We start from the raw sequence: 22580 nt of genomic DNA, 5'->3' as shown, positions 1-22580 counted from the left end.
ATGATATATCGAATTTATAGGAGGAAGGTAGTATGTGGAAGTGGGAAGCAGAAGGGGAAGCAAAAGCCGTTATTGTGATTGTTCACGGTGCGATGGAGCATCACCGCAGGTATGGCTGGCTGATTGAAATGTGGCGTTCATCAGGCTTCCATGTCATCATGTCCGATCTGCCGGGGCAAGGAATGACAACACGAGCCAACCGCGGACATATTCACTCCTTTGATGAATACATAATTGAAGTAAAGGATTGGGTACAGGCAGCCTATCGTTATGATTTGCCGGTATTTTTAGTCGGGCATAGCATGGGAGGACTCATTTCCATCCGTCTTTTACAAGAAGAAAAATTGAATATTGCCGGTGTCATTCTTTCGTCCCCATGTTTAGGACTAATTAAAGCACCATCTAAATTTTTGGAGCTCATATCCAGAATTTTAAATATCGTGTTCCCATCCTTCAGGATTAATTCCGGCCTGACTGTTCAAATGGCGACAAGAAACGAGGATGTAAGAGAAGCCGATTCCAATGATACGCTTTACGTGACAAAGGTTTCTGTAAGATGGTATCGTGAACTTGTCCATGCCATTAAACTGGCATTCCTTAATCTCGAAAAAATCCAAGATGTGCCAATGCTTGTCATGCAGGGCGGCGATGATAAAATTGTCAATAAGGTTCCTGTAAGGGATTGGTTTAACCGCGTCCCATTATCAGAAAAGAGATTTAAGGAATGGCCGAAATGCTATCATGAGATTTTTAACGAACCTGAACGGGAAGAGGTTTTTGAATACGCTAAGGATTTTGTGTTAAGCCAGTTAAAATCGATTGGTTATATTGTATAGAAAGGTTGTAGTTTCCATGAAGCCATTCACCCTTATGTCCAGGGTATATCGCAAAATACTGCCAGCTGTCCACCAAGAATTGGCCTATTGGAAAAGCCGTGCCAAAAAGATTCCAAATCCAGAGCTTAGAAAACAGGCTATGGCCAGTATTGAGCATAAAACCTTCCACTGTGAGGGGGGAGGAATTCTTGCGCTGACGGCCAATAAACGGTATAAGCAGGCAGTAAAGTTCATTGTTGCCTATCAAACAATCAGTGATTATCTAGATAATCTTTGTGACCGCAGTACTTCCCTTGACCCCGAGGATTTTGCGGCGCTTCATGAGTCGATGTCTGATGCACTTGTCTTGCATGCGGATAAAAAAAATTATTATCGATTGCGCGAAGACCAGGATGATGCTGATTATTTATATGATTTATCGGAAACATGCCGCGCGTGTTTACGGGAAATTGAACATTATGATTTAATTAAAGATTATTTGCAAGAGCTTTGTCAGTATTATTGCGATCTGCAAATTCACAAGCACGTAAAAAAAGAAGAACGGGTACCGCGTCTTGAAAAATGGTTCCAGCATTATCAAGATGAGCTTCCGGAAATGGAATGGTTTGAATTTTCCGCATGCTCGGGATCGACATTAGGAATTTTTTGTTTAATTTCTTATGCCATGCGTGAAGACTTTACAGCAAGTGATGCCTTGAATATCCGCAACGGATATTTTCCGTATATCCAAGGCTTACATATTCTGCTGGATTACTTTATTGATCAAGAAGAAGATAAAGCCGGGGGCGATTTGAACTTTTGCTTTTATTATGAAGATCAGGAAACACTGTTTAACCGCTTAAAACATTTTGTAATGGAAGCGGACAAGCATACAGAGCTGCTCCCACACAAGAAGTTCCATCAATTGATTAACCGAGGACTGCTTGGGATTTATTTATCCGACTCCAAAGTCCGCAGACAGAAAAATGTTAAAAAGCTCGCAAAAGGTATCATCAAAACCGGCGGCTGGGTCAGCTACTTCTTTTATTTTAACGGCCTAGCCTACCGTTCCCTGCAAAAATCAAAACTATGATGCATGTGGGACGGTTCTCCTGCATCATAAAAAAATAAACCAAGCACTAAGGTGCCTGGTTTATTTTTTCTCAATCGCCACGATAAATGGCGGATTATGCTGCTGGTTGATAAATTGATATTGCAGAACATGAGCGGTCTTTTGGTCTAACTGGCTGCAATGCTTTAGCAGTGCGTCCCGTTCCGCGGCACCGCCTTCATGTCCGTGGTAAATAACCAATACAATAATGCCCTCGGAAGCCATAATTTCAAGCAGCTGGTTTATCGCCCTAATCGTCGTTTCCGCTTGAGTTACCACGGTTTTATCGCTGCCTGGCAGAAAGCCGAGATTAAACACAGCTCCGGTTATTTTTTCATGCTCACCGGGAGGGATAAAGGCAGCCAAGTGTTCATGACCGTTTTGAAAGAGAACGACACGTTCAAGTAAGTCTTGCTGTTTCAAACGCTCTTTCGTTGTTGCAATCGCTTGTTCCTGAACATCAAAGCCATACACTTTGCCAGTTTCGCCGACGAGTTCAGCTAAAAACACGGTATCATGTCCGTTTCCTACAGTCGCATCAACCACGACATCTCCTTCGGAAACAGATTTTTTCAATAAAACCTTTGCAAATGGAAGAATTCGATCCAGTTTCATCGTTATTACTTAACACTTCCTTGATAAAACTTACCCTGCCAGCTGTTCCGGCGTTTTAGCTCCGCATCAATGGCATTTAACACTTCCCATTTATTCACGCTCCACATTGGGCCAACCATTAAATCAATTGGTCCATCCCCGGTAATACGGTGAACAATCATTTCCGGCGGTAAAATTTCCAATTGATCGCATACTAAGTTTACATAGTCTTCTTGTGAGAGGAATTCAAGCATCCCTTTTTCATATTGTTTGACCATTGGTGTTCCTTTTAGCAGGTGAAGCAGATGAATTTTAATACCTTGCACATCCAATTTCGCTACTTCGCGGGCGGTTTCCATCATCATGTCATAATTTTCGAGCGGCAGGCCATTAATAATATGAGAGCAAATCCGGATTCCATGCTTTCTTAGTTTATTAACGCCATCAATATAACATTGAAAATCATGAGCTCGGTTAATCAGCAGGGCTGTCCGTTCGTGTACGGTCTGAAGTCCCAGCTCTACCCATAAATATGTTCTTTCATTTAATTCTGCCAAATATTCGACTACATCATCAGGCAGGCAGTCCGGGCGGGTTGCGATTGAAAGTCCGACAACACCGTCCTGCTTGAGAACCGTTTCATATTTTTCACGCAGCTCCTCAACCGGTGCGTGCGTATTCGTGAATGCTTGGAAATAGGCCATGTATTTGCCGTCTTTCCATTTTGTATGCATTTTTTCCTTTATTTCATTGAACTGCGTCTCCAAACTCTCCGCGCGATTGCCGGCAAAGTCTCCTGATCCTGCTGCACTGCAGAATGTACATCCGCCGTGGGCAACAGTACCGTCACGGTTCGGACAGTCAAATCCGCCATCAAGGGCCACTTTAAATACTTTATGGCCGAAATGCTGTCGCAGATGGTAATTCCATGTATGGTAACGCTTATCATCAGAAGCATATGGAAAAGGTTGTGTCTGAAGCATTCAGCAAACCTCCTTATGAATAAAATTTTGCATAAAATTAATTTTATCATGAAGCGTAAAGCATATCCAAATGTAATTGTTTCAAGATTTTTCCCAGTAATTATTAATCTGTTTACGTAATAGGAAAATGATTGGAGAACACAATAAGAAATGAAGCAGTACGCTTCATGGCAGTGTTGACTTAAAGGGGGTTCTTAGGATGGCTACTCGTGATTCAATGACAAATTTAACGCAGCAGGTGGAGGACACAATCCGTTATGCTGAGGAGCAATATAAACAAAGCAGCCTACAGGAACAATATAACGATGACAATTATTTTCAAGCCTTACAGCGGCTGGAACAAACCTATCAAGATATTGCGACAATGGCTCATAGTGCCAACGGACCTCAAAGGGAGCAGCTACACCGTATGCGGCTGCAAATTCAACAATTGCAAAACAGTTTGATTCTACAGGGGTCAAGAGGAGGAGAACAGTTTTGAAAAAGCGTTCTAAGCAGCAAAACCCTGAACAAAAGACTCGAAACGGCGTAAACAATCAAGATCTTGAGCTTGGGCAGGAAACGGATTTGATTAAACAGGCAAAAAAGAAAATCGAAAATACAGGCGGGCAGCCGGTAAAATCTAAAATGCACCAAGAAAAAGAGCAATCGTCTTAAAAATGTCAAAAATCCTTCAACAGGCTGTTGAGGGATTTTTTTTGCAAATTTCATTGCTTCAGTTTGAATAGGTCAATTTCACACCAAAAACAAATTGTAAATAGAGGTAAAATTTGTTCACAATTTAGCAATAACTGCATTTTAGGGCGTGATATACATCACAGATTAGAAGTGATGTAAATGGTTTAAATAAGGTGAAGATTACCAGCTATGGATATTACCCTACAAATATTAATGTGAATCTATTCACATTAATATTTATCCTTTAGGGGATTAAAGTGCAAATGCGCTTTAATACATAAAAACAAAGAGAAAAGAAGTTATGGGAGGTGACGAAAATTGTTTAAAAAGCTTTTTAAAATGCCTAAAAAATGGCTGCTTGTATTGGCGTTGATTGTTGGTGTTTTTTTATCCTTTTCAACTGTGAAGTCCATGGACTATTTGGATTCACCTGGGTTTTGCCAAAACTGTCACACGATGCAGTCGCAGTACGCGTCATTTATGGACTCCACCCATGCGGAACTGCAGTGTAATGACTGCCATCTGCCGCATAAAAGTGAAGCTGGTAAACTATTTTTTAAAGGTCGTGCCGGGATGACACATATTTATTACAACACACTCGGAAAAAACCAGATACCGGATGTAATTCATGCAACTGAACGAACGAAAGGCATTATGAATGATAACTGTATCTCCTGCCACAAAAGTACATTAACAAACGTATCCCATGATGCAAAGGATAGCTGCACATCATGCCACACAACGGTACCGCATGGAAAAGGCTTTAAGGATGATCACTATAACAAGCCGCCTGTATCAGGAGAATTATTAAAAAATAAGGGAGGATTTTAAGAATGGCTAGGATCAAGTTTGGGGTGTATCTTCTCCTGCTGGCACTTGTGCTTGCTGTCTCTGGCTGCAGCAATCAAACCAGTAAAAAAACCGCTTCTGCAACGGGAGGCAAGACAACAGGATTATCAGCTGATGAGATCAGCAATGAAGCGTTCAAAGACTTATTTCCACTTCAATATAACAGCTATTTGAAAAATAAAAAAATGGAGGATACCAAGTACGGAGGTTCGGTTAAACGCAGCAAATATGATCCCGATAAAGAACCCCTATTACCGATCCTTTTTAACGGTTATGGATTTGCCACAGAGTATAATGAAGATCGAGGGCACGTGTATGCCTTAGATGATATTCGGGATGTCAAGCGAATTACTGATAAGTCTGTCGGCTCTTGTTATACATGTAAATCGACAGCTGTTCCAAAAATGATTAAGGAAATGGGCGACGGTTATTGGGGGGCTAATTTTAATAAAGACATTTGGCCTAAAGGTGAAAAAATGGGTCATTCGCCAATTGGCTGCTCAGATTGTCATGACCCGAAAACAATGGATTTGCGTGTTACCCGTCCTAGTTTTTATAAGGCTTTAAAAGCAAAAGGTGTCAATCTTTCCAATCCAACAAAAAACGAACTGCGCAGTTATGTTTGCGGCCAGTGTCATGTGGAATATTATTTTGCCGCTTCAAACAGCGAAGTCACCTTCCCGTGGACAAATGGATTTAAGCCAGAGGAAATGTATGAATACTATAATACGATTGCCAAGAAAAATGGCTTTGAAAAGGACTGGATCAGCAATGTTTCCGGCACACCAGTATTAAAAGCGCAGCACCCTGAATATGAAACACATATGTCAGGCCCGCACGGAAAAGCAGGGGTGTCCTGTGCAGACTGTCATATGCCGTATGAACGTGTGGACGGAAAAAGAAAGATCTCATCTCACTGGTGGACTTCACCCCTTAAAACGATGCAGACCTCATGCGGCCAGTGCCATGGTGACCGCGATTTAGATAAGTTAAAAGAGCGCGTAATGGAAATTGAAGACACGCATATTAACGCCTTGCATGAAGCGGAAAATGTTTCAACCTCTTCACATTATTACGTGAATAAAATGATTACCTCCGGTGTCAGCAAGGAGAAAATTAACCAGGCTCAGGAATTTGTTCGTAAAGGTCAATGGTTCTGGGACATCGTCGCAGCTGAAAATTCCGCGGGCTTCCATAACCCGCAAGGTTCGATGGATTCTCTAAGGGTATCAATTGAGGAATCCAATAAAGCGATCCGCCTCGCAACCGAAGAGCTTGTGAAAAAAGGTGTCAGCATCGAAGAATTGAATAAAGAAATTGAAAAAGTGAAAAAGTCAGTTGCGGCAGAAAAAGTCAATGAGAAGAAGAAGGATCACGCAGTCAACAACTACTTCCCGGCGCAAGCCCCAGTCGTACCAACACCGCCAAAAAAATAGACCCTTTTACATGTCCACTCTATTCGTCCCGCCAAGAAGGAATAGGGGGTAATAAAAGAGTCCTTAATGAAATGATTTGGAAAACACTGTTTCTCTATTGAGAGCAGTGTTTTCCTATGTTTATTTTGCAAAATGAAATGCGTACTTGTCAATTGCAGATGGTTGAAAATATCGTTTGCGGAATGATGGTGAAAGTCCGCGGAATATACCATAAAATCGGTGGAATTCCATTCGAAATCGACGGAATAAATCCGATAATCGGCTCAAATCTTTTTCGTCGATAAATGGTAATGAAAAAAGATTGCAACGTTCCTAAAAAACGACTAAAATAACCTAGGATATTGAATATTTTTTAGATAAAGGAGCGTTTTTCATGCCACGTGCCCTATGGCTCTTGATTATCGGGATGGCAGTGAATGTAATAGGCTCTTCTTTTTTATGGCCTTTAAATACAATCTATATTCACGATCATTTAGGAAAGTCCTTGTCGGTTGCAGGACTTGTGCTTATGCTGAATTCAGGAGCAAACGTAATCGGAAATCTGTATGGCGGCAGTTTATTTGATAAAATTGGCGGCTATAAATCTATTCTTCTGGGAATCTTTATCTCATTGTTTGCTTTGGTCGGATTAACCATCTGGCATAGCTGGCCGCAGTATGTTGTGTTTTTAACCATTGTCGGGTTTGGAACGGGAATTATATTTCCAGCGATGTACGCCATGGCTGGATCTGTATGGAAGGAAGGCGGACGTAAAGCATTTAATGCAATATATGTTGCCCAAAACCTTGGGGTTGCTGTAGGTGCTGCACTTGGCGGGATTGTGGCGGCTTATTCGTTTCAACTGATTTTCTTAGCAAATACGATTATGTATATCCTATTTTTATTGATTGCTATTTTTGGATATAAAGGCATTACCGTCGAATCAACAGGGCAGAGCAGTACTGAGAATGGGGTTCAGACCAGCAGTAAAACGAGTCTTCAAGCATTATTGATTCTTTGTGTTGGATACCTGCTGTGCTGGGTTGCCTACTGTCAGTGGACTACAACAATTGCCTCTTATACACAGGAATTAAATATGTCACTTAAACAATACAGCCTTTTATGGACAATAAACGGCGCTGTAATTGTACTTGGACAGCCAATATTAAACGGGCTGCTAAAGCACTTATCGGCTTCTCTTAAAGTTCAAATGCTGATTGGGATCGGTATATTTATCGTATCATTTTTAATTGCCGGAAAAGCGACAGCTTTTACAGGATTTCTTGTCGCAATGATTATTTTGACAATTGGAGAAATGTTCATCTGGCCGGCGGTCCCAACCGTTGCCTTCAACCTTTCCCCAAAGGGACGCGAGGGCTTCTACCAAGGAATCGTCAACAGTACAGCCACCGGCGGCAGGATGATCGGCCCATTACTCGGCGGAATCATCGTCGACCTATACAGCATGTCAGCATTATTTATCATCCTTTTAGGACTATTCCTAATTGCTATCGTTACAACTGTTATTTATGACCGTAGTTTGAAAGTGGTGTCAGGCACCATCCGTGGACAAATGTAACGATTTGTCCACCCCACGTGGACAGTAGGGCCCATTTTCCCTATTGTCCTTTTTATTGCTAGGATCTATTTATGTGTGAAATAAGAAAAATCTTGTGCCTGTCATTTTTTGATGTTTAAATTGAAGAAAAAGGGTACATAACAGAAATTAGGCTCAAGTTTACTTGCATCCTGTTAGAAAATTTAATAAAATAACAATTACATCATAGTTTTTTGAATATATAATAACCGTGAGTAGGAGCAGTAATGGTGGACACCTGTTTTTAGAGAGTTGACGGCTGGTGCAAGTCAATCGGGAACATCATGAACTCGCCTATGAGTTGCAGACACGAAATGAAAAGTAATGTTTGCCGTTTTCCGCGTTAAGGATGAATGAAGCGAGTGCATAAGCACTAATGTGGGTGGTACCGCGGGAGATACATACAAACCTCTCGTCCCTGTGTGGGATGAGAGGTTTTTTATTTTATCTAGCTGCAGCGCCTAGGGGCTCGAGGTCACAAGCCAATCCGTCAAGAAGGGTAAAAAACAGCCTTCTCGCCGGCTCGTCTTGTGGTTGCCGCCCCTAACCAAGGCGCTTCCGCTTTTATTTTTCTATAGGAGGAAATCGTTATGAGTTTCGATCATCAACAAATCGAAAAAAAGTGGCAAAAGAAGTGGGAAGAAGAAAAAACGTTTAAAACAAGCGAAGAATATGACAAAAGAAAATTCTACGCTTTAGATATGTTTCCATACCCATCAGGGGCCGGGCTTCATGTAGGACACCCTGAAGGCTATACGGCAACAGACATTTTATCACGAATGAAACGGATGCAGGGGTATAACGTGCTCCATCCTATGGGCTGGGATGCATTCGGTCTCCCAGCAGAGCAATACGCTCTTGATACTGGAAATGACCCGGCGGAATTTACAGCGAAAAACATTGACACCTTCCGCAGACAAATTAAAGCGCTTGGCTTCTCATATGACTGGGACCGTGAAGTGAATACAACCGATCCGGAATATTATAAATGGACTCAATGGATTTTTCTAAAGCTTTGGGAAAAAGGCCTTGCCTACGTTGATGAAGTACCCGTTAACTGGTGTCCGGCTCTTGGAACTGTATTGGCTAATGAAGAGGTTATTGATGGTAAGAGCGAACGCGGCGGCCACCCGGTAGAACGCCGGCCGATGCGACAGTGGATTTTAAAAATTACGGCCTACGCAGACCGGTTATTAGAGGATCTTGAAGATTTGGATTGGCCAGAAAGCTTAAAAGAAATGCAGCGTAACTGGATTGGCCGTTCTGAAGGTGCCGAGGTGACCTTCCAAATTGAAGGACACGAAGGAACATTTACCGTATTTACGACGCGTCCTGATACACTTTTCGGAGCTACCTACGCTGTGCTTGCTCCTGAGCATAAGCTCGTAGAAGAAATAACAACTGCAGATCAGCGCCAAGTAGTTGAGGCCTATCTTGAAAAAATTAAAGCAAAAAGTGATCTAGAGCGTACTGATCTTGCAAAAGAAAAAACTGGCGTCTTTACTGGTGCTTATGCGATTAATCCGGCAAACGGCGAAAAAATGCCTATCTGGATTGCTGACTATGTCTTAGCAAGCTATGGTACAGGTGCCATCATGGCTGTTCCTGCACATGACGAACGTGACTATGAATTTGCAAAGAAATTTGACCTGCCGATTAAAGAAGTCGTTGCCGGCGGAGATGTTGACAAAGAAGCTTATACAGGTGACGGTGAACATGTTAACTCTGACTTCTTAAATGGTTTAAATAAAGCAGAGGCAATCTCCAAAATGATTTCCTGGTTAGAGGAAAAAGGTATCGGCACGAAGAAAGTAACGTACCGCCTGCGCGATTGGCTGTTTAGCCGCCAGCGTTATTGGGGCGAGCCGATTCCGATTATTCAATGGGAAGATGGTACGATGACGGCTGTTCCGGAAGAGGAGCTTCCATTGACATTGCCAAAAACAAAAGATATCAAACCATCCGGCACTGGCGAATCTCCGCTTGCCAACATCGAGGAATGGGTAAATGTCGTCGATCCTGTTACAGGCAAAAAAGGCCGTCGTGAAACAAACACTATGCCGCAATGGGCCGGCAGCTGCTGGTACTTCTTGCGCTATATTGATCCAAAAAATGATAAACAACTGGCTTCCCCTGAAAAATTAAAGCACTGGCTGCCTGTTGATATTTACATTGGCGGTGCGGAGCATGCCGTACTACACTTGTTATATGCCCGTTTCTGGCATAAATTCTTGTACGATATCGGTGTAGTGCCAACTAAAGAACCATTCCAAAAGCTTTTTAACCAAGGAATGATCTTAGGCGAAGGCAATGAAAAGATGAGTAAATCAAAAGGAAATGTTGTCAATCCTGATGATATCCTCGAGAGCCACGGTGCTGATACGCTTCGCCTTTATGAAATGTTTATGGGACCTTTGGATGCATCAATTGCATGGTCGACAAATGGCCTTGATGGATCCCGCCGCTTCCTTGACCGTATCTGGCGTTTATTTGTCGAGGAGGATGGTGAATTAAATCCAAAAATCCAGCCAGGTGAAGATTCATCAAGCCTAGAGAAGGTTTATCATCAAACCGTGAAAAAGGTGACTGAGGATTACGAAGCACTTCATTTTAATACAGCCATTTCACAAATGATGGTTTTCATTAATGAAGCTTATAAAGCTACAGTTATTCCAAAGACATATGTGGAAGGCTTTGTTAAACTGCTTGCACCAGTTGCACCACATATTGCAGAGGAACTTTGGGAAAAATTCGGGTCTAACGAAACCATTTCTTATCAAGCATGGCCTGCTTACGATGAGGCGAAGCTAGTAGATAATGAAATTGAAATTGTCGTTCAAGTGAACGGTAAAGTGAAAGCCAAGCTAGTAGTCCCAAAAGATGCAAGTAAAGATGCACTAGAAGGTATCGCCATGGGCGACGACCGCGTCAAGGAACAAATCGACGGAAAAACCGTCCGCAAGGTTATTACAGTACCAGGAAAACTAGTTAATATTGTTGCAAATTAAAAATTAGCTACGGTGTCAGGCACCATGTGAACATTTCACATGGTGCCTGACACCTATGAACAATCTCTTTTCTGAAAGGATGAACGTGATGGACGAAATAAAGATTATTACGCCAGAAGATTTACAAAAGAAACTCGAAGCCGGTGAAAAACTCGAGCTTGTGGATGTTCGGGAAGATGAAGAGGTGGAGGAGGGAATGATTCCTGGGGCCAAACATATCCGCATGGGTGATATTCCAGCACACCTTGATTATTTTGACATAGATAAAGAATATATTTTTATCTGCCGTTCCAGCCGCCGCAGTGAGAATGTCTGCTATTACCTGCAAGAGCAGGGCTATAAGGTTCGTAATATGATTGGTGGCATGCTGCAATGGACTGGAGAAACAAAATAACCGATTCCGTTTTTGGAATCGGTTTTTTCAATTCTTTAGTGCATAGGCGAAAGTTTTTGCTTGTCTTTTAACAGCATAATTCCAAGAATAATAAATGGCACGATATGATAACTGCAAGCCAGGTCCCTTGAAAGTCTGTCCCCATTAAAAGGCCATGCAAAGTAACAAAGACATATAGAACTGGATTTAAGGCATGAATCTTTCTCCATGTTTGATAGCCCATTTTCTTGAGAGTCTTGGAGGTTATAATGGTCATAATTCAATCAGGTGGTGCTGCCATTTACTGTTCAAAAGTCAATGGATGGTCCTTGGCCATCCTGATTAAAGGCTGAAGATGAATCCCCGTCGAATAATTCCTGCCCTTTATCATTATTAAAGTTATCTAGTGATTGTCCGTCAGAATTACGGTTTGCACTTATACCCTGATTCGTGTCCATTTGCTTATTATTTGTATTTCCATTAGATAACCCAAGGTAAGAGACCATTCCGGCTACTAAGGCTATGCTGCCGAAGCTGACTCCCCATGAGATTTTTTGCTTTTTATTCATTGAAAAGCTCCTTCCAATTGTGACTTCAAGAAGAAGTCTACAAGCTGAAGCTTAAAATATACTTAACTTTTTCATTTTGTTAAATTTTAATTTTCTGAAAAAATGGCCATAATGATAGAAAAAAGAAAGGAAGAGTCTATTGATTCAGGTTAAACTGTTTGACCGAGAGCATGAAAAGGATTTGGAAAAGGAAATGAACCGCTTTTTAAAGGGGCTGGATGAAAAGAGTCTATTGGATATTAAATACAATGTGGCAGCAATGACTGAAGAAGAGCAGGAAGAGCAAATTTATTGTTTTTCCGCGATGATTATTTATAAGGCCTGACAAAAAAGTCAGGCCTTAGCAGTTAAGGCGGCATTCGTTCCCGCCAGCCTGCCGGTAACAAGTGCGGAGGTAATATTATAACCGCCAGTATAACCATGAATATCGAGGATTTCACCGCAGAAATACAACCCGTTCATGAATTTCGAGCCCAACATTTTAGGGTCGATTTCCTTTACAGACACCCCACCGCCAGTTACAAAGGCTTTTTCAAGTGACAGGGTACCATTCACTTTAAACTGAAACTGTTTGCTGCTTTTGGCAAAACTGCGGATACTTTCATTAGAAATGGTCCCGCCTTGCGCACTAGGATCGATTTCGTTATGTTCCAAAAGAAAAAGTAAATAGCGTTCAGGAAGCATCCCTTTTAATGTATTTTTGATACTCTTTTTCGGTTCCGCTTTTACTAGCTTTACAATTTCTTTGAATAACTCTTCTTCTTTTCGATCCGGCAGGGCATCCAAGCTCATCGTAACCTGTGATAAGTTCCACTTTTTCATCGCCTTTACGACAAACTGGCTGCATCTTAATACCGCCGGGCCGCTGATTCCAAAATGGGTAAAAATCATATCCATACGATGGCTGATTAGCGCCTTGCCTTTTGGATTTAGTACACTTAATTCAATGTCCCGTAATGATAAACCTTGCAGTGTTTTATTCTGAATAAATGGCTCTCCTGATGTAACGGGCACTTCTGTTGGAAATAAATCAGTAATGGTATGTCCAGCTTTCTCCGCCCAAGCATAGCCATCGCCTGTTGAACCTGTATGGGGTACAGATTTGCCGCCGACAGCAATCACTATCGATTTGGCATAACACTTTTGCCCGTCTTTTAATAAAACAGCCGAAACACGTCCATCATCATACATCACATCGGCAGCCGGGCTGTTTTTATACACCCTGACATTGAGTTTTTCTAATTGCTGTAATAAGGCATCAACGACCGATTGCGCCTTATTGGATACCGGAAACATCCGGCCATGGTCTTCTTCCTTTAGGGCAATCCCTAAACCTTCGAAATACTTAATAATATCTTCATTATTAAAAATCGAAAATGCGCTGTATAAAAATTTTCCGTTCCCAGGGATATGCTTAATAATTTCATCTATCGGGAGCCGGTTGGTAACATTGCAGCGCCCGCCCCCTGATATCGCAAGCTTCCTCCCCAGCTTCTCTCCCTTATCAATCAATAGTACCTTTGCGCCTTTTTCACCGGCAGCAATCGCCGCCATAAGCCCCGAAGGACCGCCGCCAATGACAATAACATCAAATTCCATACTTCCACCAACTTTGAAATATATTCATTTCATTATAAACATATCTATTAAAAATAAACGAATTTCCAATGATTTTTCGCAAAAATAACTTGGTTGTTAGTAGCATCGCGGGAAAAGAAGTTGTAAACTACTAATAGTGTGCAAAAAAGGTCGAATTTTTTGGACCTGATGAAACACACCTATTTCTTCAGTCAGGAAGGGATTCTATGCAGTCTAAGCTTTTACGAGGCACGTTTATCTTAACATTAGGAACAATACTTTCAAAAATTCTTGGTTTAATTTATGTTATCCCGTTTTTTCAAATAGTTGGCCGGGAAGGAACTGTACTTTATCAATATTCCTACGTTCCATATACTATTTTTATTAGTGTCGCAACGGCAGGTGTACCGCTGGCTGTTTCTAAATTTATTTCAAAATATAATGCTTTAGAGGAATATGCGGTTGGCAGAAAGCTATTTAAGTCTGGATTAGTGATTATGCTGACAACCGGATTTGTTGCCTTTTTAATTATGTATCTCGCTGCACCGACTCTTGCTAAGATGAGTACCGGCGGGGAAGCTAATTTAAGAGATGTCACCGCTGTCATGCGGGCTGTCAGTTTTGCCCTAATTGTTGTACCGTTTATGAGTTTAATTAGAGGTTACTTTCAAGGGCACCAATCAATGGGGCCTTCAGCCCTTTCACAAGTAGTGGAACAGATTGTCAGAATCGCCTTCGTTCTCTTGGGCGCATTTGTGGTAATGAAGTTTTTGAATGGAAAAATTGTGACAGCTGTCAGCGTGGCCACATTTGCCGCATTTATTGGAGCAATTGGCGGGCTGGCTGTATTATTCTGGTATTTGTATAAAAGGAAGTCATATTTAAATCAATTGCTTGAACAAGATAAGGGTACAATTAATATTTCACTTAAAGAAATCTATAAAGAAATCATTATGTATTCTTTTCCATTTGTTTTAGTTGGAATCGCCAATCCCTTATTTCAGGCAATTGACCAATTTACCTTTAGTAAAGCATTAGTTCAAATTGGGTTCACAGAGAAAATGGCAGATGCCTTTTTTTCCATGCTAAACTTTGAATCACATAAAATTGTTATTATTCCTGTTTCACTTGCAACAGCTTTTTCATTAACTCTGGTCCCAAGCATTACGAAAGCATTTGTAGAGGGCGACAAAAAAAGCATGGTTCATCAATTGAATCAGTCGTTTCAGGTGCTTCTGTTTTTAACATTGCCTGCAGCAATTGGGTTGTCCTTACTGGCAGAACCGGTTTATACAGTCTTTTATCAGCATGATCTAATCGGTAAAGAAGTTTTAAGCGCGTATGCACCAGTTGCGATTCTCTTTTCTTTATATTCTGTAACAGCAGCTATTTTACAGGGCATCAATGAACAGCGATTTACAGTGCTCAGTCTGCTAGTAGGCTTACTAGTCAAATTATCGTTGAACATTCCGCTGATTAAAATGATGGAAACTAGAGGGGCGGTTTTAGCAACCACACTTGGATATTTAGCAGCGATTACGATTAATATCTTCGTCATTAAAAAATTTGCCAACTATCCATTCCGTTTTGTTTGGCGCAGAAGTTTATTGATTGTTATCTTTGCCGGATTGATGTGGGCCGGAACAGAAGGGGTCTACCAGCTATTGCAGTTATTCCTGTCACCTGCATCAAAAATACAATCGGTGATTATAATTGTCATCTGTGCTGGGGCAGGGGCCGCGATTTATTTCTATCTTGCTTTAAGATCAGGTCTGGCAAGACGCTTATTTGGTACAAGATTAGACCGGATGATGACAAAATTAAAGTTGCCTGGAAGGAGACGAAGCGTTGAGAATTGATAAAATGCTTGCCAATCTTGGCTATGGCAGCCGCAAGGAAGTAAAGCAGCTGTTAAAAAGCGGCGCGGTTAAGGTTGATGATGCGGTGGTCAAGGATGCGAAACAGCATGTTAATCCGGAAACGGAGATCGTTACACTTAATGGTGAGATAATTGAGTATAAAGAATTTATTTATTTAATGATGAACAAGCCGCCGGGGGTTTTATCGGCAACAGAGGATAACAACGATGAAACGGTGATTGATTTATTGGAGCTTGAGGATCAGGTTTATGAGCCGTTCCCGGTCGGCAGACTTGATAAAGATACCGAGGGACTGTTATTGATCACAAATGATGGTCAATTGGCACACCGCCTGCTTTCGCCAAAAAAGCACGTCCCTAAAACGTATTTTGCGGTGATTGATCAAGAAGTAACAATAGAGGATGTTAAAGCCTTTGCCCAAGGTGTCGTCCTCGATGATGGTTATAAAACAAAGCCCGGTGACCTGAAAATCTTAAAGTCCGGGATTCGTTCCGATATTGAATTAACGATTACAGAAGGCAAGTTTCATCAGGTAAAGCGAATGTTCCAAGCCGTTGGAAAAAGGGTTGTCTACCTGCAGCGGATTTCCATGGGACCACTTGCTTTGGACGAGACACTCGAGCTAGGAGAATATCGGGAATTGACGGATGAAGAAGTAGAGTTATTAAAGGAATATCAGGTGAAATGAATTGCATTATGCCTTTGATTAGACGATGAAGGACAAAACGTGGTCTTGGAATATGAAAATTATCCTTCATCAAGCTGATGAAGGACATAACTTAGTCTTGAAATATGGAAAATGTCCTTCATCACGGGTATGAAGGACATTTTTTGTCCTAGAAATATAAAACTGCCCTTCATAAATATCGGATAGAATCAACTTTTAAAAAAATTAAGTACAAGCTCATTAAAAACTCGAGGCTTTTCCATATTAAGTATGTGTGCCGTTCCGGGAATTACAACCTTTTGAGAGCCTTTAATTTTTTTATGAAGAAAGTCGGCAATGGCCCTAAAATCTGGGAAATCAACATCAGGGGTTATGATAAGTGTTGGTTTTGTAATGTTGCATACCCTATCAATTGTTTTCGTTTCCGGTAGAATCATTTTCCATTTTCTTTTGCTAAATTTGTTCGCAGCATAGTGGAATACTTCTCTATAATTTCCGGTTTGATTTCATCAACAGATCGAAATGGACCAGCAACCCATGCTTTACACATAAGTTCAATTACCTTCTTTTCGTCCATGCACTCTCGTAATTTTGCATTATACTGCTGCCGTTCAGGTGAAAATTCACTCCAGCCTAATAAACCCGTTGATACAAGAATTAATTTTTCCACCAATTCAGGGTAGGTCAAGGTAAAACCCATTGCAAGATTTCCGCCGACGGAAAGGCCTATGATGTTAACTTTCTCTACTCCTAAAAAAGCTAATAAATCTTTAATGTCCTCCACAAGTGAAAAATCCTGATTATGTGCTTCCGATTTTCCTGCTCCCGCATAGTCAAAGCGAATAACCTGAAAGTCCTTTGCTAATTCTTCAAATTGATAATCCCACATTCTTGAATCAAGCGGATAGCCATGCAGCATTAATACTGGCTGCCCTGCACCTTTCACTTCATAATAAAGCTGCGCCCCATTGACTTCGACAAATCCTGTTTTCATTTTTTTAGCCTCCTATTTCTCCTCTATAAGATAATGATTCAATCTCGACATCATCCAATTCGCCTTTCATAATTCGCTGTACATCTTTAATCGTGGTTTGAAGCGCTACCGCAGCACCTTGTATTTTTGTAATAGGTTCCGCAATGAAAAATGGCTGTGAAAAATAAGCCTCTAAGCGCAAGCCGCGATGATAGGTTGACTTATCTGATTCTGGTACACGATCCCTGCCAAGAAATCTTAATTCCCGGTAGCGTCGTAAAATTTTTTTAGCCTCCTGCAAGGCTTGCAGATGCACCTTTGAAAGATGCCCGCCTTCTGCCAGTACCGAGGTAGAATAAAGCGGATTGATGGATGGATAGATTTTTCGTGAGACAAGATCTGCATCAAATTGCAGAAGGGTGTCTAATGGACCATATGGTTCCTGTTCATCCACGGCCTCGCCTCTTAAGTCTACTAAAATGGTAGTTGGGACAATTCCCTTCTCCTTAAGCTCCTCCAAAAGTGTATCAATTTCTCCGCTTAAAACGGTTTGCCGGTCAGCAGCAAGCAAAATAGGCTTCTTGGAGACTGTGAGCATATTTTCGAGAACCTCATTGGGGGAGAAACAGATAAATTCTGCTGCATCTGTAACATCACTCAAGCCAATTGCATCTTCCATTGGCTTTAGGAAAAAAGTTTGGTAGCTTCTTTCGTTCATTCTGTGAAAAATCTCAGCTAAAAGAACCAACTGGCCCATTCCAGGCCTGGCCACAAATCCAATAGTGCCGCCAAGGGTAAGCGGTGCAAAAAAATCTATTGCTTTTATTCCGGTTTCTAACATTTCCACGGTATTCCCCCGGATAATCAGTTCATCTACAGAGCATTCGGCTAGATCTGCCAATGCCACAAGCGTCCGTACTTCGGCACGGGCTAGGGGGATTTTACCGGTACAAAGATTCGAAACCGTTGCCGGTCTAAGTCCTGCTGCTGCCGCAGCAACTGTCAAATTTGGCACACGCTTTCGTAACAATTCTACATTTAATTTTATTTCGTCCATTTTAAGAACTCCTTTAGAATTACTCCTTAGAGAAAAAATTATTACGTTTAATAGTAATATATATTCTGAATATTCTATTTTTCAATAATAAATAACAAAAAAAGGCAAAGTGCGTGGAATTTCCATGACTCTGCCTTGTACCTGCAAATGATTGATAAGATATTGAGTTTAAAAACTACTTTTCTTCGTAAAAATCATACCCCTCGATATTCTTAATCCAAAGCCTTGCATTTTTTCCGTTCCCGTTGGCGATCCATAAATCATTTTGTGCTGAGGCTATATCCTGTTTCCGGAGCCAGGTGAGTTTTTGAGCGTTTGGAAGATAAATGGGATCATAATCACCATAGTCTTTTGGTGGATGGGAAAGCTGTGATTGAGTCAGTTCACCAATTTTAATCAAGAATAACGAAGGGTCTGGACGCTTTTTCTCATCATTTGACCAGCCGCTTTCTTTGACTCGGGAAACGACGATAGAATGATCATCCTTCCATGTAAACCCTAACTCCGCAAAGTTTGGCGGTGTAAGGCTAAGCGATTTAAACGAAGGTAGGTCCGTAACCTTCATATTTTTATTCGTAAACCCAAAGACAATTCTGCCAGAACCGGCAATATAGCCTAACCGATTTTGTACATAAGCCCATTTTGGAGTACCGACTTCCCAGATAATATCATCCAACACTTCGAACTTTTGTCCATCGGCAGAAATTACGCAAGCGAAATTGCTATCCATTGACCAAGAGGCAGTAGGACTGACCATAAATGAAATCCATTTTCCGTCGGGAGAGAACCGGAAATCCGTTGCATCAATAGCCAACAGTGTCATGTCGCCTTTCTTTAATTCGCTTGGGATGGTATAAAACTTCTTCACGTTTTTGGTCAGACTAGAGATTTTGTCTAAGTCCTTTTCCAATCCGATTTTATAAAGAACCGGATCGGTCCAGCCGTCCGGCATTAAAGTCGCCCCAGATGATGCAATGAAGGACCGGCCGTCCGGGAACCAGCGATAATCACCGACACCGAGGGCGATATTATAAAATTGTTCAAGATTGGAAACATTTAAGACGCCGCCGCTTTTAAACGCCAGCAGGTTTTCCGTTGGAGACCATTGTGGATTTGTTCCAGTATAAGTAATTCTTTTATGCTTTTTCGTTTTCGTATTATACACCCAAATTTCCGTTTGATTTTCCAGGTCGGGTCTTAGTTTCTTTTGCGGTTCCACTTGGTAGACAATCCAAACACCGTCATAAGACCATTGCGGCGAATATAGGAATTTTGTCGCTTCCTTTGTAATTTTTTCTTCTTTACCGTTTATTTTCGTCCATAGATATCCTTCCTTAACAAATGCCGCTTTTACTTTGTTATTCTGTGTTTCTGCTTTTGCAAAGCCGGGTACTATTAGAAAAACAAATAACAGCCAAATTAGTTTTTTCATTGTGTCACCTCAATGTTAATGTCCTCAACAATTGGTGAAATATGATAAAAATTGCATATTATCTGCCAGCGATTTTGTTTAAAAAAAGGTAACCCGATATTTTACCTAAACTTTGGGTATCTTACTAAATAAAGAATCTATGGGGGGAAGTGTTGATGAAATTAACACATGAAAAAGCGATTGAGTTACACGGCTTTAATAATTTAACCAAGTCGCTAAGCTTTAACATGTATGATATCTGCTTTACTAGAACGAAAGAAGAGCGTGAGGCTTATTTAAAATATATTGATGAGCAATATAGTGCTGAAAGATTGACAAGAATTTTACAGGATGTCGCCGATATTATTGGTGCACATGTCTTGAACATCGCTAGTCAGGACTTTGAGCCTGCGGGGGCAAGTGTAACATTTTTAGTATCGGAAGCACCAGTTGAAAATCCGGCATCTGAAATTTTTGAGGAATCACCCGGACCATTAATGGAATCAGTTGTTCTTCAATTAGATAAAAGTCATGTAACGGTTCATACATACCCTGAATACCATCCGGACGAGGGGATCAGCACATTCAGGGCCGATATAGACGTCTCCACTTGCGGAGAAATTTCACCTTTGAAGGCATTGCACCATTTAATCCGCTCCTTTGAGACTGACGTGATGACCATTGATTACCGGGTCCGCGGCTTCACAAGGAACAAAGACGGCTACAAATTATTTATCGATCATGAAATCAGCTCCATTCAAAATTACATTCCTGATGACGTGATTGAATTATTCGATATGATTGATGTGAATGTCTATCAGGAAAATATTTTTCATACGAAATGCAAGCTGCGGGATTTTGATATTAATAACTATCTGTTCGGATATACAAAAGATAAATTGTCGCAAAAAGAAGTAGATGAAATAACAGAAAGAATCAAGCTGGAAATGGATGAGATTTTTTACGGAAAAAATATTGTATAGAAAAAAGAGCTTCGGAAACCTCCGGGCTCTTTTCCATTATTCGTCCAGTAAATGGTGAAGCATTCGATTTTTATCATCGAAAAATTGCTTCATCATCTTGTAATGATTTGTTTCTTCAAGCTTACTTTCGATAATTCCGGTATCTGTAAATTCAAAAATTTTCGCATCGGGGTATGCCATTATGATTGGAGAATGGGTCGCGATGATAAATTGGGAATTATTCTGAACCAAATCATGAATCCGCGTCAGCATGGACATTTGCCTGAGAGGCGACAGCGCTGCCTCCGGTTCGTCCAAAATATAGATCCCATTTCCGCCAAAACGATGAAGAAACGTAGCAAAGAACGCCTCACCATGAGACTGCTCATGAAGAGAAACACCGCCAAAGGAATCAATCACCCTGCGCCCAAGGCCTTCCCGGTCCATTTCCTCAATATTGGAAGCTACATTGTAAAAGCTTTCAGCCCGCAGAAAAAATCCATCCCCTGGTTTATCCACTCCTTTAATGAGTTTGAGATAATCCCCAAGCGGAGAATGAGAATCATAGGTAGAAAAATGAAAGTTTAAGGACCCTCCCTCAGGATTAAACCCTAAGGCTACGGCGACGGCCTCCAGTAATGTAGATTTACCCATGCCATTTTCGCCGACAAGGAAAGTGACTTTGGGGTGAAAATGCAGCTCATCTAAATTTTTTACACATGGAAGATGAAAGGGATACCGATTAAAAAAAGGAATCTCATTTCGTTTTAATTGAATGCTTCTTAAAAATTGGCTGTTCCAATACATTTTTTTACCTCGGGTCTGCTATTTACCAATATTGTACCAATAGTGTGAAACCTATATCAATGGAGAAACGTAATAAAAATACAGGGGGGATTGGGATGAGTAATCAAACTGTATTTTTTAAAGATAATTTCTTTTCCGCAGGAGTGACAGAAATTTTTAATAGTGAGAAAGAAAAGGTTGGCGAACTTGATTTAAAAAGCACCTTTTCTTCCAGTGTGGATGTACTAGATAAGGATGGACGTCCCGCAGTAAGCGGCAGTTTTGGCTTTTTTAGCAATAAGTGGAGGGTAACCACGGCGAGCGGTGAAGACTTGGGAATCCTTAAACAGATATTTACGTTCATGTCGAAAAAATATGAATATGATGCTTACGGGCGCGGGGTATATCTTATTCATTCTGAAGCATTTTCGCGCGAGTATGATATTTTCGACGAGCAGTCCAACCAGATAGCCAAGTTTGAAAAGGTTAGCGGCTTCTTCGCTTCGCCTGCCTTCCAATTAACAAATTACAGCGATAAGTTATCAACTGAAGAACTAATAGCAGTTGTTATGGGGGTTAATGCGATTCAAAAGCGCAGAAGCAACAATGCCGCTACAGCTAACGGCGGCGCAGGAAACTAAGCATATTTTTACAGCCTATCCCATACATTTGGAATGGGAGGGGAGTTTGTATGCAATTTTACTATGGCCAGCAAATGCCATTAAGGATATTAGATGAAGCGGAATTTTGGAAACATCAAGAGGAAGAGCATACAGTTGTCATCCGCGAGCTGGTAACCGGGCTCGAGCCTGAATTTGTCGATGCTTTGAAAAAATGGGAGAAGGCACTCGGGGAAACGCACCAGCAGGTTATCCGCTATATTGAATCAGTTGTTCGCTCCGGATATCAGGTATCAGAACAATTGCAGCAGCAAGTGATGGAACTCGTTTCCTATTGCCTGCAGCAAAGTGAAGGGTTCATTCAGTTGTGTCAGCAAATTAAAACACATAGCGCCGCCGTTAGTTCAAATCACACAGCTAAAGTAGTACTCGTGCACATCATCCGTGAATCCGAGTACTTCATCGGAATTGCCCAGGCACTCCTAACAAGCAGACAGCAATAAAATAAAAGTGATATTCCTTAATGGGATATCGCTTTTTTAATTGTTGGAATCAAGTTGACGGGTAAAGTAAAAAAATCAACAGAGTCTATTATCAACCGAAAAAAACATTAGGACCTCCTCTGCAATTTTCATGGATCTATCATCTTGATAT

At 41.1% G+C, this 22580-nt stretch carries 24 protein-coding genes and 1 other annotated feature; of the genes, 16 read left to right on the top strand and 8 right to left on the bottom strand.

Annotated elements, in window-relative coordinates; all coding sequences use genetic code 11:
- Window positions 1-32 precede the first annotated feature (32 nt).
- Window positions 33-836: an alpha/beta hydrolase gene (locus tag A6749_RS05935; protein ID WP_066386206.1), complete on the top strand. Its 804-nt coding sequence runs from the start codon at window positions 33-35 to the stop codon at window positions 834-836.
- 16 nt (window positions 837-852) lie between these two features.
- A complete protein-coding gene (locus tag A6749_RS05930) occupies window positions 853-1908 on the top strand; it encodes a tetraprenyl-beta-curcumene synthase family protein (RefSeq protein WP_066386203.1) in 1056 nt (351 codons plus the stop codon).
- Between the two features lie 60 nt (window positions 1909-1968).
- Here A6749_RS05930 and A6749_RS05925 read toward each other — a convergent pair whose 3' ends face one another.
- On the bottom strand, window positions 1969-2541 hold the full coding sequence (locus tag A6749_RS05925; protein WP_066386201.1) for a tRNA 5-(aminomethyl)-2-thiouridylate-methyltransferase MnmM: 573 nt from the start codon (window positions 2539-2541) through the stop codon (window positions 1969-1971).
- A gap of 5 nt (window positions 2542-2546) precedes the next feature.
- Complete coding sequence (locus tag A6749_RS05920; protein WP_066386198.1) at window positions 2547-3503, bottom strand: tRNA modification radical SAM protein MnmL/YtqA; 957 nt, start codon at window positions 3501-3503, stop codon at window positions 2547-2549.
- A 199-nt stretch (window positions 3504-3702) separates the two neighbouring features.
- Here A6749_RS05920 and A6749_RS05915 point away from each other — a divergent pair, with 199 nt between their 5' ends.
- From A6749_RS05915 to A6749_RS05885, 8 genes are all read left to right on the top strand, one after another.
- Window positions 3703-3984: a YtzC family protein gene (locus tag A6749_RS05915; protein WP_066386192.1), complete on the top strand. Its 282-nt coding sequence runs from the start codon at window positions 3703-3705 to the stop codon at window positions 3982-3984.
- A complete protein-coding gene (locus A6749_RS05910) occupies window positions 3981-4160 on the top strand; it encodes a glycogen biosynthesis protein GlgD (protein WP_066386191.1) in 180 nt (59 codons plus the stop codon). Before A6749_RS05915 ends, A6749_RS05910 begins: the two co-directional genes overlap by 4 nt.
- A 339-nt stretch (window positions 4161-4499) precedes the next feature.
- A complete protein-coding gene (locus tag A6749_RS05905) occupies window positions 4500-5012 on the top strand; it encodes a NapC/NirT family cytochrome c (RefSeq protein WP_066386189.1) in 513 nt (170 codons plus the stop codon).
- A 2-nt stretch (window positions 5013-5014) separates the two neighbouring features.
- Window positions 5015-6466: an ammonia-forming cytochrome c nitrite reductase subunit c552 gene (locus A6749_RS05900; protein WP_066386187.1), complete on the top strand. Its 1452-nt coding sequence runs from the start codon at window positions 5015-5017 to the stop codon at window positions 6464-6466.
- 116 nt (window positions 6467-6582) lie between these two features.
- The gene (locus tag A6749_RS28305; RefSeq protein WP_161487113.1) at window positions 6583-6750 is read left to right on the top strand and encodes a hypothetical protein; all 168 of its coding nucleotides are present in this window, start codon (window positions 6583-6585) and stop codon (window positions 6748-6750) included.
- An 89-nt stretch (window positions 6751-6839) separates the two neighbouring features.
- Window positions 6840-8024, top strand: a complete 1185-nt coding sequence (locus A6749_RS05895) for an MDR family MFS transporter (protein WP_066386185.1) — start codon at window positions 6840-6842, stop codon at window positions 8022-8024.
- 220 nt (window positions 8025-8244) lie between these two features.
- Window positions 8245-8465: a binding site (T-box leader), on the top strand.
- Between the two features lie 167 nt (window positions 8466-8632).
- Complete coding sequence (gene leuS / locus A6749_RS05890) at window positions 8633-11050, top strand: leucine--tRNA ligase (protein ID WP_066386182.1); 2418 nt, start codon at window positions 8633-8635, stop codon at window positions 11048-11050.
- Window positions 11051-11138: 88 nt separating this feature from the next.
- Window positions 11139-11444: a rhodanese-like domain-containing protein gene (locus tag A6749_RS05885; protein WP_066386179.1), complete on the top strand. Its 306-nt coding sequence runs from the start codon at window positions 11139-11141 to the stop codon at window positions 11442-11444.
- A gap of 287 nt (window positions 11445-11731) precedes the next feature.
- On the opposite strand, the gene A6749_RS05880 is transcribed toward A6749_RS05885, so the two are convergent.
- Window positions 11732-11992: a hypothetical protein gene (locus tag A6749_RS05880; RefSeq protein WP_066386176.1), complete on the bottom strand. Its 261-nt coding sequence runs from the start codon at window positions 11990-11992 to the stop codon at window positions 11732-11734.
- Between the two features lie 139 nt (window positions 11993-12131).
- On the opposite strand from A6749_RS05880, the gene A6749_RS05875 reads away from it, so the two are divergent.
- Window positions 12132-12317, top strand: coding sequence for a sporulation protein Cse60 (locus tag A6749_RS05875; RefSeq protein ID WP_066386174.1), 186 nt, complete (start codon window positions 12132-12134; stop codon window positions 12315-12317).
- Window positions 12318-12325: 8 nt separating this feature from the next.
- On the opposite strand, the gene A6749_RS05870 is transcribed toward A6749_RS05875, so the two are convergent.
- Window positions 12326-13591, bottom strand: coding sequence for a BaiN/RdsA family NAD(P)/FAD-dependent oxidoreductase (locus tag A6749_RS05870; RefSeq protein ID WP_066386171.1), 1266 nt, complete (start codon window positions 13589-13591; stop codon window positions 12326-12328).
- Window positions 13592-13797: 206 nt separating this feature from the next.
- Between A6749_RS05870 and A6749_RS05865 the strand changes: the two genes are divergently transcribed.
- Together A6749_RS05865 and A6749_RS05860 are read left to right on the top strand one after the other, a co-directional pair.
- On the top strand, window positions 13798-15429 hold the full coding sequence (locus tag A6749_RS05865) for a putative polysaccharide biosynthesis protein (protein WP_066386169.1): 1632 nt from the start codon (window positions 13798-13800) through the stop codon (window positions 15427-15429).
- Window positions 15419-16138 (top strand): pseudouridine synthase, encoded by a 720-nt coding sequence (locus A6749_RS05860; RefSeq protein ID WP_066386167.1) that lies wholly within the window; start codon window positions 15419-15421, stop codon window positions 16136-16138. Before A6749_RS05865 ends, A6749_RS05860 begins: the two co-directional genes overlap by 11 nt.
- A gap of 412 nt (window positions 16139-16550) precedes the next feature.
- Here the strand turns inward: A6749_RS05860 and A6749_RS05850 are convergent, their stop codons facing one another.
- The 3 genes from A6749_RS05850 to A6749_RS05840 all read right to left on the bottom strand — a co-directional run bounded on the left by A6749_RS05850 (window position 16551) and on the right by A6749_RS05840 (window position 19579).
- The gene (locus tag A6749_RS05850) at window positions 16551-17111 is read right to left on the bottom strand and encodes an alpha/beta fold hydrolase (protein WP_066386160.1); all 561 of its coding nucleotides are present in this window, start codon (window positions 17109-17111) and stop codon (window positions 16551-16553) included.
- A gap of 4 nt (window positions 17112-17115) precedes the next feature.
- The gene (locus A6749_RS05845; RefSeq protein ID WP_066386155.1) at window positions 17116-18147 is read right to left on the bottom strand and encodes a hypothetical protein; all 1032 of its coding nucleotides are present in this window, start codon (window positions 18145-18147) and stop codon (window positions 17116-17118) included.
- 175 nt (window positions 18148-18322) lie between these two features.
- Complete coding sequence (locus tag A6749_RS05840; protein ID WP_066386153.1) at window positions 18323-19579, bottom strand: TolB family protein; 1257 nt, start codon at window positions 19577-19579, stop codon at window positions 18323-18325.
- Between the two features lie 155 nt (window positions 19580-19734).
- Between A6749_RS05840 and speD the strand changes: the two genes are divergently transcribed.
- Complete coding sequence (gene speD / locus A6749_RS05835; protein WP_066386151.1) at window positions 19735-20541, top strand: adenosylmethionine decarboxylase; 807 nt, start codon at window positions 19735-19737, stop codon at window positions 20539-20541.
- 36 nt (window positions 20542-20577) lie between these two features.
- On the opposite strand, the gene A6749_RS05830 is transcribed toward speD, so the two are convergent.
- Entirely contained in the window at window positions 20578-21327 is a 750-nt protein-coding gene (locus A6749_RS05830) for an AAA family ATPase (RefSeq protein ID WP_066386149.1), read from the bottom strand.
- A gap of 95 nt (window positions 21328-21422) precedes the next feature.
- On the opposite strand from A6749_RS05830, the gene A6749_RS05825 reads away from it, so the two are divergent.
- Together A6749_RS05825 and A6749_RS05820 are read left to right on the top strand one after the other, a co-directional pair.
- Window positions 21423-21947, top strand: a complete 525-nt coding sequence (locus A6749_RS05825; RefSeq protein ID WP_066386147.1) for a hypothetical protein — start codon at window positions 21423-21425, stop codon at window positions 21945-21947.
- Between the two features lie 50 nt (window positions 21948-21997).
- Window positions 21998-22429: a DUF2935 domain-containing protein gene (locus tag A6749_RS05820; protein WP_066386145.1), complete on the top strand. Its 432-nt coding sequence runs from the start codon at window positions 21998-22000 to the stop codon at window positions 22427-22429.
- Window positions 22430-22580: the final 151 nt, after the last annotated feature.

Origin of the sequence: Neobacillus mesonae, assembly GCF_001636315.1 — a bacterium.
Taxonomy (GTDB): Bacteria; Bacillota; Bacilli; order Bacillales; family Cytobacillaceae; genus Neobacillus; species Neobacillus mesonae.
This window is presented reverse-complemented; position numbering and strand designations above follow the sequence as displayed.